Source organism: Caballeronia sp. J97 (assembly GCF_905220305.1).
Lineage (GTDB): Bacteria > Pseudomonadota > Gammaproteobacteria > Burkholderiales > Burkholderiaceae > Caballeronia.
Genome location: NZ_CAJMZL010000009.1, coordinates 44,738 through 60,655 on the forward strand (window position 1 = coordinate 44,738; position 15,918 = coordinate 60,655).

A 15,918-nucleotide genomic window follows, 5' to 3' on the forward strand; every position below is an offset into this window, starting at 1 on the left:
CCCAAAAGCGGCTCCGGGAACCTCCACCGCCCCATCGTGGCAGCTTTTTTCCGCTACTCCGAACAAGTCTGAATTTTGCGTGCGCTTGATCGCAAAGTCAACAGCTTTTTTCGGCGATGGCTGTTAGAAAGTTCGGAATCGTGGTACTTTTCAGGGCATGTGTTTCGGAGGACCACAATGGCCACAAGGCTCGGCGAAAAACTTCGCGAGTTGCGTAAGGGAAAAAGACTGACCCTTGAGGCTTTGGCTACGCAGGCAGGCGTGAGCAAGAGCTATCTATGGGAACTTGAAAATCGTGAGTCGCAGCGGCCGTCCGCTGAAAAATTGCTTGCACTCGCAGACGCCCTCGGAGTTAGCTCCAATTTCCTAGTCGAGGATGACGTGCTGACGCCGGAACAGCACCATCTAGACGAAGCGTTTTATCGTAACTACAAAAAGCTCGATTCGGAATCGAAAGAGCGACTTCGAAAGATCCTTGATGCCCTGAAAGATTGAGATGCAATCGACTCCGTTGACGCCAGAAAAAGCAGCTTTCAAGTTGACGAATGTGCTCAATGTTCTGAGTGCGACCCATGGTGACAAGCGCTTCCCTGTCGACGTACCTCGTCTTGCCGAGGGATGTCACGAGCTTTTTCAATGGAGCGACCCGATCACGAAGGTCGTGGGCGCGGACCTGCCAGGCTTTGACGGTTGCTTGTCTTTTCGCGGGGAAGGCAAAGGATGGGCGCTCATCTATAACGAAACGGCAGGGTCTGCCGGACGGATTCGGTTCACGCAAGCTCACGAGCTGGGGCACTACATCCTTCATCGGAAGACTCGAACAAGCTTCGAGTGCACTAGCGACGACATGGATGACTGGCAGGCTCACGACAGAGCTATCGAAAATGAGGCCGACAGGTTCGCAGCAAACCTGTTGATGCCTCTCGATGATTTTCGCAAACAGATATCCAAGAGTGTAGATTTCGATCAAATTGCTGTTTGCGCCAGCCGCTACGGCGTCTCTTTAACAGCTGCAGCGTTGCGCTGGGTCGACGCGACCGACGCGAAGCTAGTCCTCGTCTCATCGGTGGACGGCTTTATTCGCTGGTCGTTTTCGAGCAAATCAGCACGGGAATCGGGGGCTTTCCTTAGGGCACGCAAGAGCGTTGTCGAGGTGCCGTCGGGCTCTCTTGCCGCAGAGATTAGCGTCAGTCGCGAGCCGGAAGGCGTCCCGATCGACGCAAGACTTTGGTTCCCCGATGCCCACGCTAAAACAAAGGTCCGAGAGATGAAGATTGCCTCGGAGCAGTTTGGAATTCTCTCGTTAATCGAACTTCCGCGTACCGAGTCTGTGTGGGCTCCATGGGAAACGAAATAGTGATGATGGCGGCGGCGAGGTCTGACGCACTTTCTTAGCTACGGTCGGGGCTTCAGCTGATGCTCGCCGTGTCTATGAATCGGTAATGCGGTACGCGTCCGTGACTCACTCGCATGCAAGTGCTAGCAGTGTTGGCAGGTGTGAATCAGTGCGAACGCCGTGATCGTTCCCCCTGCGGACCGCACGGCACCTAAAACCAGTTCGCTCGCGTCGCTTGTTGGCAACAGGCAAAAGTCGATGCGTGGCCTCGATAAGCTCTGTTACGCGGGTCTCCAACTTACGTGCCAGAACAGTTTTTATTTGCCAATCCGCTCGACTAGACATTACAAGCCGGATCAAATTTCTTTGCACCGGTCAAAAGGTGAGGTCAAAATAAACCACTACAAATCAACAATTTATAATCCACCCTAGACCACATTTCTTTTGCAAACTACCACGGCGTCGCTCGAACCCTCTACTTCGCGAGAACGATGTGTGTGGCCCGGTCGGTCGGAACATGCTCGACGGTCCGGTATCCCAGTGCACGGAGATCCAGGCCGTGAAAGAGCGGTTCCCCTTGACCAAGCGCAACGGGAGCAACAGCGAGGTGAATTTCATCCACGTAGCCGGCCTGAATGTATTGCCTGACCGTCCCGGCACCGCCGCCGATCTTGATGTCCTTCGCGCCTGCCGCTTCGCGCGCCTTTTGCAGTGCAACCTCGATGCCGTCGGGAACGAAATGAAATGTCGTTCCACCCAGCATCTCGATCGGCGCTCGTGGATAGTGCGTCAGCACGAAGGTCGGCGCGTGATACGGCGGATTGTCGCCCCACCATCCTTTCCACTGATCGTCAGGCCATTCGCCCCGCACGGGTCCGAACATGTTGCGCCCCAAGATGAAGGCGCCGAAACCTGCCATTGCGCGTTGGGCGAACTGGTCATCGAGGCCGGTATCGCCGCCCTCTTTGCCCAACATCTGCCGAAAGGTCTGCGTCGGGAAAAACCACTGAAAGAGTTCCTCGCCTCGCACGCCAAGAGGATGATCCAGACTCTGATCGGTTCCCGCAGCGAAGCCATCGAGCGACACGCTGAACCCGGCTACTTTTACCTTTGTCATTCACGTCTCCGTCGGTACTGTGAATCCTTATGGTAGTGGAATCGGCATTCGTCCGTTCCGACGTCCCCAATCCCGCACGCTGATGCGATGGGATCGCGAGCGCGCGGTGATTCGGTTGACAGCGATCATCGCCCCATACTTCAGGCAAGACTCAGCGGTGAAAATACGCAGCGGCCGCCTCGGTCAGCGCGATATCGTGCAATTCGTCCGGCAATGCCAGACGCGCGGCGACGATCTCGCGGTTGTCGAGTCGCAACTCAGGCATTGAATCGAGGTGCAGTTCGAAGAAGTGCACGGTGTCCTTGCGCCCGTCCCATATGCCGCAGGCGTTGCCCACAGGAATCAACGCGTGCGGTGTAAGCCCGATCTCCTCCTGTATTTCGCGCACGGCCGCTGCATAAGGCGTCTCACCAGGACTGACGCTTCCGCCGGGCAAGTTCCATTCGCGCCGATACGATGGCTTCACCAGCAAAAGCGCCTGCCCTATGTAGATTGCGACGAGCGCGCCTTCATGATGAGGCTGTCGAAGGCCCCACCATGCGCGAGCGAGTCGGAATCCGACACGGAGCATCACACGCCAGACAGAATCGATCAGCATTGCCGGCCTGCGACTAAGCATCACAATCAACGATGAAACGTCGGGGAATACGCTTCGGCGCGAGAAGCCCTTCCGTCGACTCGTTGATTGCCCCCAGGAGCTTGTGCTCGCTCCGCTTTTCTCGTGCTTTGGCCATGACCCGCTTTCTGGTTGTTCGATTAAGCGAATTATGACGAAAGTCTGGGCGATATGTCTCTCGCTTCGGCTTGTGTTGCAAAGCGGCCATCAGCGCGCCGATGACCGCCGTGCGAAGATGCGCGGATCGTTGTGATCGATTCGGGAGCGAAACCGATGCTTTCAGATGTCTATCGGCAATACATTGCCTGTCTGAACGCGCAGGATTGGGCCAGTCTCGGCATGTTCGTCCATGATGCGCTGCAGTACAACGGACGCGCGCTTACGCTCGACGACTACCGCGAAATGTTGAAGAGAGACTTTCGCGAGATTCCGGATCTCTTCTTCGATATTCGACTGCTCATCGAGGAGCCGCCGCGCATCGCTTGCCGTTTGCGGTTCGAATGTACGCCGAAAGCCGATTTCCTCGGTTTGCATGTCGATGGAAAACGCGTCGTGTTCTGCGAGAACGTCTTCTATGCGTTCCGCGACGGGAAAATCGACAACGTCTGGTCGGTGATCGATAAAGCGGCGATCGAGGCGCAGCTTTAAGCGGCCTCCGTAAAAAACCCATCGACGATATCATCCCGCAGCGCCGATACCCCGCGATCCCCCACCTTCCGCGGCCTCGGCAGCGAAACATCGACCACCTCCCCGATGCGCCCCGGCCGCGCCTGCATCACCACGATCCGGTCCGAGAGCAGAACCGCCTCCTCCACATCGTGCGTGACGAGCACCATCGTGATCCGCTCGCGTTCCCATATCCGCTGCAGTTCGACCTGCAGACGGCTGCGCGTCAGCGCATCGAGCGCGCCGAATGGCTCATCGAGCAGCAGCAAGCGCGGCCGGTTCACGAGCCCTCGCGCAATCGCGACCCGCTGCGCCATGCCGCCCGACAACTGATGCGGATAGTGCCGCTCGTATCCCTTCAACCCCACGAGCTCGATGTGTTCGGCCACCGCGCGCGCCTTGTCGGCCTTCGATAGCGGCGCATTGCGCAACGCCACCGCGACGTTCTGCCCGACATCGAGCCACGGAAACAGCCGATGATCCTGAAACACGATGCCGCGCGAAAGATCCGTCGTCACGACACGCTCGCCGCCGAAGTCGATCTCGCCGTCGTAGTCGCCGTCGAGTCCCGCGATGAGCCGCAGCAACGTCGACTTGCCGCATCCGCTCGCGCCGACGATGCTGACGAACTCGCCGCTCGCAATCGACAGATCGATGCGGTCGAGCACCGGCGCCGCCGCGTCTCCGTTGAAGCGCTTCGTCACATGCCGCAGCGTCAGACCGCTGTCCTGCTCGATTTCCGTCGTCATTTTCAGTCTCTCCTCAAATCGCGCGCGACGCGCCGAACCAGCGCCGCTGCACGCCGCGCGCGAAGGCATTCAACGCCCACCCCGTGAAACCGACCACGATCACGCCGAACACGACGAGATCCATTCGAAACTGCTCGCTGCCATCGACGAGCGTATTGCCGATCCCGCTGCCCGCGACGAGCAGATACTCCGCGCCGAGCGTCGCGAGCCAGGAATAGATGAGCGCGAGATACACGCCCGTGAAGATCGAGGGCAACGCGGCGGGCAACACGACGTGCGCCAGTGTCTGCAACCTGCCATAGCGATACGCGCGCGCCACGTCGAGCCAGTTCGCCGGCACGGCGCGAATGCCGTCGCTCGTATGCATGACGACCGGCACGAGCGCGGCGAGCGACAGGAACACGACCTTCGCGACATCGCCCAGACCGAACCACACGGAAATCAGCGGAATCCACGCGAACAGCGACACTTGCTTGAACGTGTTGAAGCTCGGTGCGATCGCGCGATTGGCCAGCTTCGATATGCCGAGCAGCGCGCCCAGCGCAAGCCCGAGACTCGTGCCGATCGCAAAGCCCGTCAGTTCGCGTGCAAGCGATGCCGACAACGCGCGCACGAGCGCCCCGCTTCGAACCTGCTCCACGGCGGTGTCCCATACCTGCGCCGGCGAAACCATTACGCCGTGGCCGGCTTGCGCGCCTCGCGACACGAACCACCACGCGGCCAGCGCGAGTATCGGCAGCACCGCACCGCGCCACGAACCTTTGACGGTTCCCGCTTCCCAATCCAGAGTCGACATAGGCTGATCCTCAATTCGCGCGGCCGCGCTGAAGCCTGCGCTCGAAGGCATTGAGCAGGCGATCGGCCGCATAGCCGATAGCGCCGACGATCAACACCGCAGCAAGCACGAGATCGAGCTGAAAGAGCTGACGTCCATACACGATCAGATAACCCAGCCCCTCCGACGACGCGACCAGCTCCACGACGACGAGCGTCAGCCACGCCTTCGTGAATGCGAGCCTCACGCCCGTGCCGATGACGGGAATCGCGGCAGGCAGCGTCACACGCGTAATGACTTGCCAGCGCGTATAGCGATACACCGACGCCACTTCCCGCAGCGCGCGCGGCGTGCCGCGAAAGCCTTGCAACGTGGAAAGCGTGACGGGCACGAGCGCCGCATGCCCGATCAACAGATACTTCAACGGCTCGCCGATGCCCACGACGATCATCAGAAACGGCAACCAGCCGAGCACGGGCACCTGCACGATCGCGTTGAAGCTCGGCAACACATACGCTTCCAGCGTGCGCGACAGCCCGAGCAATCCGCCCAGCACGATGCCGAGCAGCACGCCGCCGCCGAACCCGAGCGCGACACGCGTCATGCTCGCCCACAGATGCAGCCACAACTCGCCGTTCTTCACGAGCGCGCCGAGCGTTTCGAACACGAGCGCGGGCGGCGGCAGCACTTGCGCGGAAATCCATCCGTACTGCGAGCCCGTCATCCACAGCAACGCGCAGAGAATGGGCACGATCCACGGCAACGCAGTCCAGCCGATCGTGCGCAGCGTATCGTTCGATGCAGGCCCGCGCGCACGATCCGCAGGCAGAAACACACGCGTCAGCGCATTGGCCATTTATCGATTCTCCGCAAGACGTTCGCCGGCAGGCTTGCCCGATGCATCGAACCGCGGCCAGTACGCTTCGAGCTTAAGCGACTTCAACGCCTGCTCCAGGTACTTCGGCTCGAACCATCCGTTCACGCTGACGGGCTGGCGAATCAGGTTCAGGCGCAACGCATCGTCGGCGACAGACTGATAGCGCGCGACGAGAAACGGATCGATGACCGGCGACATGCGCTCCTTCAACGACTGGTTCGCATACTCGGACGCCCACGATTCGACCGGCACGCCGCTCTTCGCCCACAACGCGAACAGCGCATTGCGATTGGCTTCCTCGGACGACCATTGCGCCGCCTGAACCACGGCGGTCACGACCTTCTGCACCGTGTCGGGATGCGCGTGCTCATAGTCTTCGAGCACGAGCAGATGCGCCTGACGCGTGAGTTGCACGCCGTCATCGCGCGATGCATGGACGATCTTCGCGAGCCCCTGACGTTGCAGCTTGAAGAGCGAGTAATCGAGGAACACCGCATCGACGCCCTTCGATGCGAGCGCGGCCTGCGCGGCGGCGGTATCGAGATTGATCACGCGCAGATCGCGCTCGGCGAGGCCGTTTTGCTTCAGCACGTTATCGGCGACGAGTTGCAGATTCGTGCCGCGAAATATGCCGACGCGCTTACCCTTCAGATCCTTCACGCTCTTGATGTCGGAATCGGGCGGCACCGCGAGATACACGCCCGCGCGCACGTTCGACGCGAGCAGCAGATGCGTCTTCAGTCCATTCGCGCGGCCGATCACGGACGGCAGATCGCCCTGATACGCGAAGTCGACTTGCCTGTTCGCGAGCGCTTCGTTCACCGCCGGCCCCGCGCCCTTGAAGAAGATCCATTCCACCTTGACGTGCTCTTGCTGCAACGCGTCCTCGACGCGATGCTGCAAGAGCGCGGTCGCCGCGGGCGAGCCGCCGAAAACAGGCGGATCGCCCGTGCCCTGCTGCGCTACGCCGATGCGCACCACGGCCGGATCGGCGGCATGCGCGGGACCGATGAGCGCGGCGAACAACGTCGCCGCGCCGAACAAGAGCTTGAATCGTAGTGTCATCGTGCAATGAGAGTGTGTGGAACGCTGGCGATGAAGCGTCATCGCCGGAAGATGAGGCGCAAGGGCGCGCGTCAGACGGTGCGCGTTTCCTGCCTGACGATGCGGCTCCTGCGCCCGTCGATGCCCGCGGGCACGTCGCCATGCACGGTCGCGCGGCGCACCACGCGATGCGCGTCGCCGTAGTCGGCCACCGCGTAATGCTGGGTCGCGCGGTTGTCCCAGATCGCGACATCGCCTTGCGTCCAGCGCCAGCGCACGGTGTTTTCGAGGCGCGTGACGTGATCGTGGAAGAGTTCGATCAGGCGATCCGAATCGCGCTGCGACAGGCCGATGAAGCGCTGCACGAAATGGCCGAGCACGAGCGTGCGCTCGCCCGTTTCGGGGTGCACGCGCACGACCGGATGCTCCGTTTCATAGAGCGTCGACGTGAACTGCTTGCGATACTCGCGCTCGGAATCCGTGTCGGGCACGTTGCGCGTCGCGGCGTAGTCGTAGGCGTTCGAATGCAGCGCCCAGAGCGTGTCGGCGAGTTCGCGCAGAGGTTGCGGGAGATTCGCGTACGCGGCCGCCGTGTTGGCCCATACCGTATCGCCGCCGGCAGGCGGAATCACCACGCCGCGCAGAATCGAAATCTTCGGATACGCATCGACGAAGGTCACGTCCGTATGCCAGGAGTTCGCGCGCGTGCCGTGCTTCGAATCGAGTTCGAGCAGGCGGCTGCCGCTCGCAAGCGAAGGCACGGTCGGATGCGCGACGGTGTCGCCGAAGCGCGCGGCGAAGGCTTCCTGCGCGACGTCGTCGAGATGCGACTGGCCGCGAAAGAACAGCACCTTGTGTTCGAGCAGCGCCGCGTTGATCGCGCCGATGGCCGCGTCGTCGAGCTCGGCGGAAAGCGTCACGCCGCGCACTTCCGCGCCAATGCGCCCGCCGATCGGGCGGACCTGAAACGGTTCATTCGACGTGACGGGGGCGAGCGTGGACTCGGCGGCGAGCGTGGGGAAATCGGACATCGAAAATCTCCGTTGGTGTGCGTTTGCGTTTGTCGGATGCAGGCCGCATTGAGTGCGACGGAAACATTGAAGCATCGACAGAGCGCTCGACCAACGAAGCGTTTCGACTATGCATATCGCTGCAAGGCCGCGATGCTTTCCCGCAGTTCCGCTTGCAGCCGCGCCATCAATTCGGCGGCGGGCAGTTCGCGCGCAAGCGCGGCGGCTTGCCCCGCCCATTGCGCGCCGTAGCCGAATTCGCCCTTCGCCTTCGCCGCCGCGTGCAGCGACTTGCCCGCATCGTAGGTGACGGGATACGCGGGAATCGCGGGCGCTTGCGCGCGCCGTCCCAATTCGGTGAACTTGTTGACGAGGCCGCGCGCCTTGCGGCCCGAGATCGCCGAGGTGAACGTCGTGTGGCCGGCCGCGTCGCTCAATATCGCGCGACGATACCCTTCATCGATCGAGGTCTCCGTGCACGGCACGAACGCCGTGCCGAGTTGCGCCGCCTGCGCGCCGAGCGCCAGCGCCGCCGCGATGCCCGCGCCGTCCATGATGCCGCCCGCCGCGATCACGGGCACGTCGAAACGGGTTGCGAGAAGACGCGTGAGCGCGAAGGTGCCGAGGTTATCGTCGTCGGCCAGGGGGTCGAAGATGCCGCGATGGCCGCCCGCCTCGATGCCCTGCGCGACGATCGCATCCATGCCCGCCGCCACGACCTGCTCCGCTTCGCGCACATTGGTTGCGGACGCGATCAGCTTGATGCCGGCGTTGCGCAACGCGTCGATATATTCCTTCGACGGCAGGCCGAAATGAAAGCTCACGATCGCGGGCTTCTCTTCGATGAACACGTTGAGCATTGCCTCATCGACGACGAAGCTCGTGTAGATCTCGCTCAGCCTCTCGGGCGGCGTCGCGCCGTACTGCGCGAACACGGGCGCGAGCCAATCCGTCCATGCCCGCTCGACGGCGGCATCGGCGCTGGCGGGCTCATGACAGAACACGTTTATGTTGAACGGCTTGCCGGTGAGCGCGCGCGTCTCGCGAATCACCTTGCGCGCGCCTGCGGCGTTCATCGCGCCGACGCCGAGCGAGCCGAGTCCGCCCGCATTCGATACGGCCGCCGCGAGCGCGGGCGTGCTCACGCCTGCCATCGGCGCCTGAATGATCGGCGTGTCGATGCCGAGTAGCGATGTCAATGCGTTCTTGCTCATGAATGTGCGTCCTTTAAACGTTGCATGATTCAACGCGTGGCGAGCTTCTCGACGACGAAGTCCACAAAAGCCCGCACGCGCGACGACAAATGTCTGCCATGCGGATACAGCAGGATGAATGGCCGGCTGCATCCGCCGAACTCGCGCAGCACTTCGGTGAGCGTGCCCGCGCGCAAATCCGCTTCGACGGTGAAGCGGTAGGTCTGAAACAGCCCCGCGCCGTGACAGGCGAGCGGAATGCCCGCGAGCGCATCGCCGGAAGTGCCGTAGCCGCCTTGTGTCGTGATCTCGACGAGTTCGCCGTTCTGCATGAAGAGCCACGGCACGGCGCGCCCGGTGCTCGGCATCTCGAACTGGATGCATTCGTGCTTGGGCAGGTCTTCGATCGTCTTCGGCATGCCCGCGCGCTTCAGATAAGCCGGCGACGCCACCACGACGAGCTCCGCGTCCTCCAGCTTGCGCGCGATCAATCCGGAATCGCGCGGCGCGCGTCCGCGTATCGCGAGATCGAAGCCTTCATCGGCGAAGTCGATGTTGCGGTTGCTCAGATGCGCCTCGACGGTGACATCGGGATAGCGCTTTCTGAACTCGGCAAGCAACGGCAGCATGCGATAGTGACCGTAAGGCGTCGGCATGCTGATGCGCAGCACGCCCTTGGGCGTCGTCTGTTGCCCCGTGGCTTCGCGCTCCGCTTCCGCAAGACGGCTGAGCGCGTCGCGGCATTGCTCGAAGTAGCGGCGGCCCGCATCGGTCAGTCGAATCTGGCGCGTGGTGCGCACGAAAAGCCGCACGTCCAGGCGCTTTTCGAGTCGCGCGACGGAGCGGCTCACGGCGGCGGGCGTGACGCTCGCCGCGGTGGCCGCGAGCGTGAAGCTGCCGAGTTCGGCCGCGAGGCAGAAGAGTTCGATGCTGCCGAGAAGGAGGTCGTCGAATTGCCGCTGCATGTCGATGGGCTTCGCGTCGTCGTGGGTGCATCTTCGCTGCTTGCAATCGCACGGTCAACCGACGCCGCTTCACTTGAGTTGTGACGCACAGGAACAGATCGCTTTCGACAGGCCCCAAAGCAATCCGCCCGCTTCTTCCATTCAGGAAAAAGCGGGCGAGATTCATACGCTCGGCGCACGAGCAGGGTTCGATGCCTTACTTCGCGGTCGGCATTGCGAACTCGGCGCCCTTCTCCGTGCTTTCGGGCCAGCGCTGCATGATCGACTTCTGCTTCGTGTAGAAGCGCACGCCTTCCTCGCCGTACGCGTGCATGTCGCCGAAGAGGCTGCGCTTCCAGCCGCCGAAGCCGTGCCATGCCATCGGCACCGGAATCGGCACGTTGATGCCGACCATGCCCACTTCGATGCGTCGGCCGAACTCGCGGGCGATATGGCCATCGCGCGTATAACAGGCGACGCCGTTGCCGAACTCGTGCTCGTTGACGAGATCGACCGCTTCGCTGAAGTCCTTCACGCGCACGCAGGCGAGCACCGGACCGAAGATCTCTTCCTTGTAGATGCGCATCTCAGGCGTGACGTGATCGAACAGCGTGCCGCCCGTGAAGAAGCCGTCTTCATGGCCGGGCACCTTGTAGCCGCGGCCGTCGACGACGAGCTTCGCGCCTTCGTCGACGCCCAGCGCGATATAACCTTCGATACGCTCCAGAGCCTGGCGCGTGACGATCGGGCCCATTTCCGCGTCGTCTTCCATGCCGTTCTTGATCTTGAGCTGCTGCGCGCGTTCCGCGAGGCGCGGCACGATCTTGTCGGCGACATCGCCGACGAGCACCGCGACCGAGATCGCCATGCAGCGCTCGCCCGCCGAACCGTAGCCCGCGCCGATCAGTGCATCGACGGCCTGATCGAGATCCGCATCGGGCATCACGACCATGTGATTCTTCGCGCCGCCGAGCGCCTGCACGCGCTTGCCGTGCTTCGCGCCCGTCTCGTAGATGTAGTTGGCAATCGGCGTCGAGCCGACGAAGCTGATCGCCTTCACCTGAGGATGCGTGAGCAGCGCATCGACGACGACCTTGTCGCCCTGCACGACGTTGAAGATGCCATCGGGCAGGCCGGCCTGCTTGAGCAGATCGGCCATGAACAGCGACGCCGACGGATCGCGCTCGCTCGGTTTGAGGATGAACGCATTGCCCGCCGCGATCGCGACCGGGAACATCCAGCACGGCACCATGCACGGAAAGTTGAACGGCGTGATGCCCGCGACGATGCCGAGCGGCTGGCGCGTCGTCCAGTTGTCCATGCCGGTCGAAACCTGCTCGGTGTAGTCGCCTTTCAGCAGTTGCGGAATGCCGCACGCGAATTCGATCACGTCGATGCCGCGCGAGACTTCGCCCTGCGCATCCGAAAACACCTTGCCGTGCTCGGCCGTGATGATCGCGGCGAGTTCGTCGCGATGCTTGTTCATCAGTTCGAGGAACCTGAGCATGACGCGCGCACGGCGGATCGGCGGCGTGTCGCGCCATTCCGGGAACGCGGCTTTCGCGCTCGCGACGGCTGCATCGACATCGGCGGTCTCGCCCAGCACGAGCTTGCGCGGACGCTCGCCCGTTGCGGGATTGAACACCGGCTGCGTGCGCGTGGCCGAGCCATGCGTGCGCTCGCCGTGAATAAAGTGGACCACGTCGGCCGTATCGTTGAACGCTTGCATCTCGACTCCTCTCACTGACTGGTTTGGCGATGGACACAGTGTAAGAAGCGATGCGCCCCCTGCAAAGACGCTATGATTGAACTCATTGTTTATATCGGCAAACAATCAGCAGATGGACGAGCAAAAGATCGAAGGTCTCTGGACCCATTTGCACTGGCTCACCGTGCTCGCGGAACAAGGCAGCTACACGGCGGCGGCCGCGCGGCTGAACGTGTCGAAAGCGGCGATGAGCCAGCGCATCGCCGAACTGGAGCGCGCGGCGGGCGTGCCGCTCGTCACGCGCACGACGCGCAGCGTGCGGTTCACCGAAGCGGGCCGCAGGCTCGTCGACAATACGCGCGAGCAGTACCAGCACATCGCATCGAGCTTCCTGAGCGTGAAGGAGACGGCGGGCGTCGCGCGCGGCCTGATCCGCGTGACCGCGCCGATGGCCTTTTCGCGGCAGCAACTCGTGCCGCGCATGTCGGGATTTCTGCATGCGCATCCCGAAGTGCGCGTGCAGCTCGAAGCGTCGGACAAATTGAGCTCGATCGCGACCGAAGGCTTCGATCTTGCGTTGCGGCACAGCGCGCAGGTGCCGGATACGCACGTCGCGTGGAAGCTGTGCGATACGCATTCGGTGATCGTCGCGACGCGCGCTTATCTGAAGCGGCGCGGCACGCCCGTGACGCCCAATGATCTCGCCACGCACGATTGCCTCGTTTATCCCCGTCCGCAGGCGTCGAGCATCTGGTCGTTCCAGCGCAAGGGCGGACGCAAGAGCTCGGCCGGACCCTATACGCTCGCGGTGAACGGGCCGTTCGCGGCCAACAACAGCGAAGTGCTGCGCGACGCGGCGCTCGACGATCTCGGCATCGCGCTATTGCCGGATTTCACGGCGCAGGCCGCCGTGCAGGCGGGCAAGCTCGTCGTGCTGCTGCCGGACTGGCGGCCGGTCGGCGCGTTCGCCGATCAGCTTTTCGTCGTGCGGCCTTATGCGCCGCATGTGCCGCGCGCGGTCGCGCTTTTCATCGGATATTTGCGCGAGACCTTCGCGGGCGGGTTTCCGCTTTAAATCGATACGTTCAAAAACAAAAAAAGCGCACCCGCTTCCGCGCGGGCGCGCTTCGTTGAACGCCGTGTTGCTTAGTGATGCGCGAAGGTCGGGAACACGTCGGCTTGAATTGCATTGACGCGAGCGCCGGATTGCGCCGAACCTTCGGACGCGCCGCCGAAATCGCTTTGCGCCCGGCCGTTTTGCGCTGCCACGCGCGCTTCGGCGGCTTGAATGTCGGCGGGGTATTTCGAGTCGCTGATCACGCCCGGGTTATAACCGGCCTTTTCCAGTTGCACGATTTGCTGACGGACTTCGGCGCGCGTCAACGGCTGATTCGATTGCGCGAACGATGCGACCGGAGCGGCAAAAGCAAGAGCGACCGCTGCAATACCGATGAACTTGTTCATGATGCTTTCCTCCGTACAGAAGTTTTCGAGTTGCCGCTCACGTTGCTGTGTTTGCTCGTTTGCGACCGTTGGAGAGAGTTTAGGTATCGCCCTCTCTAGGGTAAATACTTAAACGGCGAAATCACTTTTGGCGAAAACCTGACTAATCCGTCCGCGCGCGATCTGAACTAACGCCGCATGGATCGCCTATAACCAAGAACGAGAGAGGCCGCTGCGGGCGCCTCATCGCACGAACGATCGTTTATTCAGGGGACTGACCTTGAAACGGATCCTTGTGATCGGCGCGGGCTTCGCCGGTCTGTGGAGCGCGCTGTCGGCGGCGCGCAAGCTGGACGAACTCAATCGCACCGGAGAAGCCGAAGTCGCGATCGTCAATCCGGTGCCCTTTCACAGCGTGCGGGTGCGCAACTACGAGCAACCGCTCGACCCCACGCTCGTGCAACTCGACACCGTGCTCGGGCCTGCGGGCGTGCGCCTCATTCAGGCGAAGGCGACCGGTATCGACAGCGCGAATCGCCACGTGACGATCGAACACGAAGGCGCGTCCGAAACGCTCGATTACGACCGCCTGATTCTCGCGGCGGGCAGCGTGCTCGTGCGCCCGCCGATTCCGGGTCTCGCGCGCTTCTCATTCGATGTCGATACCTACGCGGGCGCGTGCAAACTGCAGGCGCATCTGTTGACCTTGCCCGCGTTGCCCGACACGCCGGGGCGCTATACCGCGGTCGTGGTCGGCGCGGGCTTGACGGGCATCGAGCTCGCGGCGGAACTGCCCGCGCGCTTGCGCGAGATCGTCGCGGAAGGCGACCGGGGCAAGGTGCGGGTCGTGCTGGCGGATCGCTCGCCGAAGATCGCGCAATCGATGGGCGGCGCGCAGCATGTGATCGAAGGCGCATTGCAGACGCTCGAAGTCGAAATGCGGCCGGGCGTATCGCTCGAATCGCTCGACGGCCAGAGCGTCACGCTGAACGACGGTCGCGCGAGCGAGCGCATCGAGGCGGCGACGGTCGTCTGGTGCGGCGGCATGCATGCGAACGCGCTCGCGGCGCAGTTGCCGGTGACGCTCGATCCGCTCGGGCGCGTGCCCGTGGATGCGTTCCTGCGCGCGGAAGGCGTGCCGGGCGTGTTCGCGGCGGGCGATTGCGCGCGCATTCTGATCGACGGCACGCGGCCATCGGTGATGTCCTGCCAGCATGGCCGGCCGATGGGACGTTACGCGGGCAACAACGCCGCCTGCGATCTGTTCGGACTGGAGATGCTGCCGCTATCGATCGACTGGTACACGACCATCTGCGATCTCGGGCCGTGGGGCGCGGTATATACGGAAGGATGGGACAGGAAGCTCGTCTCGGAAGGCGAGACGGCGAAGGCGACGAAGCGCACGATCAACGGCGAACGCATCTATCCGCCGAAAAGCGGCGCGCGCGAGGATATCTTTCGGGCGGCGGCGCCCGTCGTGCAAACGCCGCCGCCTACCGAACGCGCGGACAAGCAATGATCAATCAGGCCTTCTTCACCGAGGCTTCGTAGATCTCGTCGATCGACTGTTCGAGGGTCTTGTCGAACTCGCTGTCGCTCATGTCCTTCTTCAGCTCGTTGATGAGCGCGCGCGAGAAGCTCGCGATCATGCCGTGGTTGAGCGCGAGCTTCTTGCACGCGTCGCTGCGCGTATAGCCGCCCGAGAGCGCGACGACACGCACGACACGCGGATGCTCGATCAGCGGACGATAGAAATCCGCTTCGTCGGGAATGGTCAGCTTGATCATCACCTGGCTCGATTCCGGCAGCGCATCGAGGCCTTTCAGCAATTCGTCGCGCAGAATCTTTTCCGCGCCTTTCTTGTCCGGGCTCTTGATCGAGACTTCGGGTTCGAGAATCGGCACGAGACCGTGCCCGATGATCTGCGCGCCCACTTCGAACTGCTGCTTCGCGACGGCTGCGATGCCCTTCTCGTCGGCCTGATGGATCACCGAGCGCATCTTCGTGCCGAAGATGCCGAGCTTCGCCGCGCGCGCGAGCAGATCGTCGAGGCCGGGATTCGGCTTCATGATCTGGACGCCGTCGGCTTCGGCTTCGAGGCCCTTGTCGACCTTCAGGAACGGCACGACGCCGCGATCTTCCCACAGGAAGGTCGGGACCGGCTTGCCTTCCGCTTCGCCGTCCATCGTGCGCTCGAACAGAATCGCGCCGATGACCTTCTTGCCCGTGAACGAAGGCGCCGTGATGATGCGCACGCGCATCTCATGCATCAGCTTGAACATTTCGGCGTCGCCGTTATAGGCGTCGTCCGGAATTCCGTATTGGCGCAGCGCGCCCGGCGTCGATCCGCCGCTCTGATCCAGAGCAGCGATGAAACCATCCTTCTCAGCCATTTGCGCGAGCATCTTTTCGTTAGCCACGAACATTTCCTCCTCGAAGT

The 15,918-nt window shown here is 62.6% G+C and carries 17 protein-coding genes; 5 read left to right on the forward strand and 12 right to left on the reverse strand.

Translation table 11 applies throughout. The features are described from left to right. Positions 1-177: 177 nt before the first annotated feature. Together U4Y90_RS14315 and U4Y90_RS14320 are read left to right on the forward strand one after the other, a co-directional pair. Positions 178-495 carry a helix-turn-helix transcriptional regulator gene (locus U4Y90_RS14315; RefSeq protein ID WP_321795312.1) on the forward strand — a complete coding sequence of 106 codons (318 nt, stop codon included), beginning with the start codon at positions 178-180 and terminating at the stop codon, positions 493-495. Between the two features lies 1 nt (position 496). Then, the gene (locus tag U4Y90_RS14320; protein ID WP_321795314.1) at positions 497-1,357 is read left to right on the forward strand and encodes an ImmA/IrrE family metallo-endopeptidase; all 861 of its coding nucleotides are present in this window, start codon (positions 497-499) and stop codon (positions 1,355-1,357) included. A gap of 454 nt (positions 1,358-1,811) precedes the next feature. Here U4Y90_RS14320 and U4Y90_RS14325 read toward each other — a convergent pair whose 3' ends face one another. Together U4Y90_RS14325 and U4Y90_RS14330 are read right to left on the reverse strand one after the other, a co-directional pair. Further along, positions 1,812-2,453, reverse strand: a complete 642-nt coding sequence (locus tag U4Y90_RS14325) for a dihydrofolate reductase family protein (RefSeq protein WP_321795315.1) — start codon at positions 2,451-2,453, stop codon at positions 1,812-1,814. Between the two features lie 151 nt (positions 2,454-2,604). Then, entirely contained in the window at positions 2,605-3,051 is a 447-nt protein-coding gene (locus U4Y90_RS14330) for an NUDIX hydrolase (RefSeq protein ID WP_321795316.1), read from the reverse strand. A gap of 291 nt (positions 3,052-3,342) precedes the next feature. Here U4Y90_RS14330 and U4Y90_RS14335 point away from each other — a divergent pair, with 291 nt between their 5' ends. Continuing rightward, on the forward strand, positions 3,343-3,717 hold the full coding sequence (locus tag U4Y90_RS14335; RefSeq protein ID WP_321795318.1) for an ester cyclase: 375 nt from the start codon (positions 3,343-3,345) through the stop codon (positions 3,715-3,717). Here U4Y90_RS14335 and U4Y90_RS14340 read toward each other — a convergent pair. From U4Y90_RS14340 to U4Y90_RS14375, 8 genes are all read right to left on the reverse strand, one after another. Next, the gene (locus U4Y90_RS14340; RefSeq protein WP_321795320.1) at positions 3,714-4,484 is read right to left on the reverse strand and encodes an ABC transporter ATP-binding protein; all 771 of its coding nucleotides are present in this window, start codon (positions 4,482-4,484) and stop codon (positions 3,714-3,716) included. The two genes, U4Y90_RS14335 and U4Y90_RS14340, sit on opposite strands and share 4 nt — an antisense overlap. A 13-nt stretch (positions 4,485-4,497) precedes the next feature. Next, a complete protein-coding gene (locus U4Y90_RS14345) occupies positions 4,498-5,280 on the reverse strand; it encodes an ABC transporter permease (RefSeq protein ID WP_321795322.1) in 783 nt (260 codons plus the stop codon). A 10-nt stretch (positions 5,281-5,290) separates the two neighbouring features. Beyond that, positions 5,291-6,115 carry an ABC transporter permease gene (locus U4Y90_RS14350; protein WP_321795323.1) on the reverse strand — a complete coding sequence of 275 codons (825 nt, stop codon included), beginning with the start codon at positions 6,113-6,115 and terminating at the stop codon, positions 5,291-5,293. After that, on the reverse strand, positions 6,116-7,201 hold the full coding sequence (locus U4Y90_RS14355) for an ABC transporter substrate-binding protein (protein WP_321795325.1): 1,086 nt from the start codon (positions 7,199-7,201) through the stop codon (positions 6,116-6,118). Between the two features lie 71 nt (positions 7,202-7,272). Further along, entirely contained in the window at positions 7,273-8,211 is a 939-nt protein-coding gene (locus tag U4Y90_RS14360; protein WP_321795327.1) for a TauD/TfdA family dioxygenase, read from the reverse strand. A 107-nt stretch (positions 8,212-8,318) separates the two neighbouring features. After that, the gene (locus U4Y90_RS14365; RefSeq protein WP_321795328.1) at positions 8,319-9,404 is read right to left on the reverse strand and encodes a nitronate monooxygenase; all 1,086 of its coding nucleotides are present in this window, start codon (positions 9,402-9,404) and stop codon (positions 8,319-8,321) included. A gap of 29 nt (positions 9,405-9,433) precedes the next feature. Beyond that, entirely contained in the window at positions 9,434-10,348 is a 915-nt protein-coding gene (locus tag U4Y90_RS14370; RefSeq protein ID WP_321795330.1) for a LysR family transcriptional regulator, read from the reverse strand. A 196-nt stretch (positions 10,349-10,544) separates the two neighbouring features. Then, entirely contained in the window at positions 10,545-12,056 is a 1,512-nt protein-coding gene (locus U4Y90_RS14375; protein ID WP_321795332.1) for a CoA-acylating methylmalonate-semialdehyde dehydrogenase, read from the reverse strand. A gap of 112 nt (positions 12,057-12,168) precedes the next feature. Between U4Y90_RS14375 and U4Y90_RS14380 the strand changes: the two genes are divergently transcribed. Further along, the gene (locus U4Y90_RS14380) at positions 12,169-13,110 is read left to right on the forward strand and encodes a LysR family transcriptional regulator (protein WP_321795333.1); all 942 of its coding nucleotides are present in this window, start codon (positions 12,169-12,171) and stop codon (positions 13,108-13,110) included. Between the two features lie 71 nt (positions 13,111-13,181). On the opposite strand, the gene U4Y90_RS14385 is transcribed toward U4Y90_RS14380, so the two are convergent. Continuing rightward, positions 13,182-13,499, reverse strand: coding sequence for a DUF4148 domain-containing protein (locus tag U4Y90_RS14385; RefSeq protein ID WP_321795334.1), 318 nt, complete (start codon positions 13,497-13,499; stop codon positions 13,182-13,184). A 259-nt stretch (positions 13,500-13,758) separates the two neighbouring features. Between U4Y90_RS14385 and U4Y90_RS14390 the strand changes: the two genes are divergently transcribed. Continuing rightward, positions 13,759-14,997, forward strand: coding sequence for an NAD(P)/FAD-dependent oxidoreductase (locus tag U4Y90_RS14390; RefSeq protein WP_321795336.1), 1,239 nt, complete (start codon positions 13,759-13,761; stop codon positions 14,995-14,997). 4 nt (positions 14,998-15,001) lie between these two features. Here U4Y90_RS14390 and U4Y90_RS14395 read toward each other — a convergent pair whose 3' ends face one another. Then, a complete protein-coding gene (locus U4Y90_RS14395) occupies positions 15,002-15,904 on the reverse strand; it encodes a fructose bisphosphate aldolase (RefSeq protein ID WP_415749346.1) in 903 nt (300 codons plus the stop codon). Between the last annotated feature and the right edge of the window lie 14 nt (positions 15,905-15,918).

Bases quoted from the DNA above. Each gene is read 5' to 3' on its own strand.
- U4Y90_RS14330 (WP_321795316.1), bottom strand. From the start codon at position 3,051: ATGCTGATCGATTCTGTCTGGCGTGTGATGCTCCGTGTCGGATTCCGA.
- U4Y90_RS14385 (WP_321795334.1), bottom strand. From the start codon at position 13,499: ATGAACAAGTTCATCGGTATTGCAGCGGTCGCTCTTGCTTTTGCCGCT.
- U4Y90_RS14340 (WP_321795320.1), bottom strand. From the start codon at position 4,484: ATGACGACGGAAATCGAGCAGGACAGCGGTCTGACGCTGCGGCATGTG.
- U4Y90_RS14325 (WP_321795315.1), bottom strand. From the start codon at position 2,453: ATGACAAAGGTAAAAGTAGCCGGGTTCAGCGTGTCGCTCGATGGCTTC.
- U4Y90_RS14345 (WP_321795322.1), bottom strand. From the start codon at position 5,280: ATGTCGACTCTGGATTGGGAAGCGGGAACCGTCAAAGGTTCGTGGCGC.
- U4Y90_RS14375 (WP_321795332.1), bottom strand. From the start codon at position 12,056: ATGCAAGCGTTCAACGATACGGCCGACGTGGTCCACTTTATTCACGGC.
- U4Y90_RS14320 (WP_321795314.1), top strand. From the start codon at position 497: ATGCAATCGACTCCGTTGACGCCAGAAAAAGCAGCTTTCAAGTTGACG.
- U4Y90_RS14370 (WP_321795330.1), bottom strand. From the start codon at position 10,348: ATGCAGCGGCAATTCGACGACCTCCTTCTCGGCAGCATCGAACTCTTC.
- U4Y90_RS14350 (WP_321795323.1), bottom strand. From the start codon at position 6,115: ATGGCCAATGCGCTGACGCGTGTGTTTCTGCCTGCGGATCGTGCGCGC.
- U4Y90_RS14335 (WP_321795318.1), top strand. From the start codon at position 3,343: ATGCTTTCAGATGTCTATCGGCAATACATTGCCTGTCTGAACGCGCAG.
- U4Y90_RS14380 (WP_321795333.1), top strand. From the start codon at position 12,169: ATGGACGAGCAAAAGATCGAAGGTCTCTGGACCCATTTGCACTGGCTC.
- U4Y90_RS14395 (WP_415749346.1), bottom strand. From the start codon at position 15,904: ATGTTCGTGGCTAACGAAAAGATGCTCGCGCAAATGGCTGAGAAGGAT.
- U4Y90_RS14360 (WP_321795327.1), bottom strand. From the start codon at position 8,211: ATGTCCGATTTCCCCACGCTCGCCGCCGAGTCCACGCTCGCCCCCGTC.
- U4Y90_RS14365 (WP_321795328.1), bottom strand. From the start codon at position 9,404: ATGAGCAAGAACGCATTGACATCGCTACTCGGCATCGACACGCCGATC.
- U4Y90_RS14315 (WP_321795312.1), top strand. From the start codon at position 178: ATGGCCACAAGGCTCGGCGAAAAACTTCGCGAGTTGCGTAAGGGAAAA.
- U4Y90_RS14355 (WP_321795325.1), bottom strand. From the start codon at position 7,201: ATGACACTACGATTCAAGCTCTTGTTCGGCGCGGCGACGTTGTTCGCC.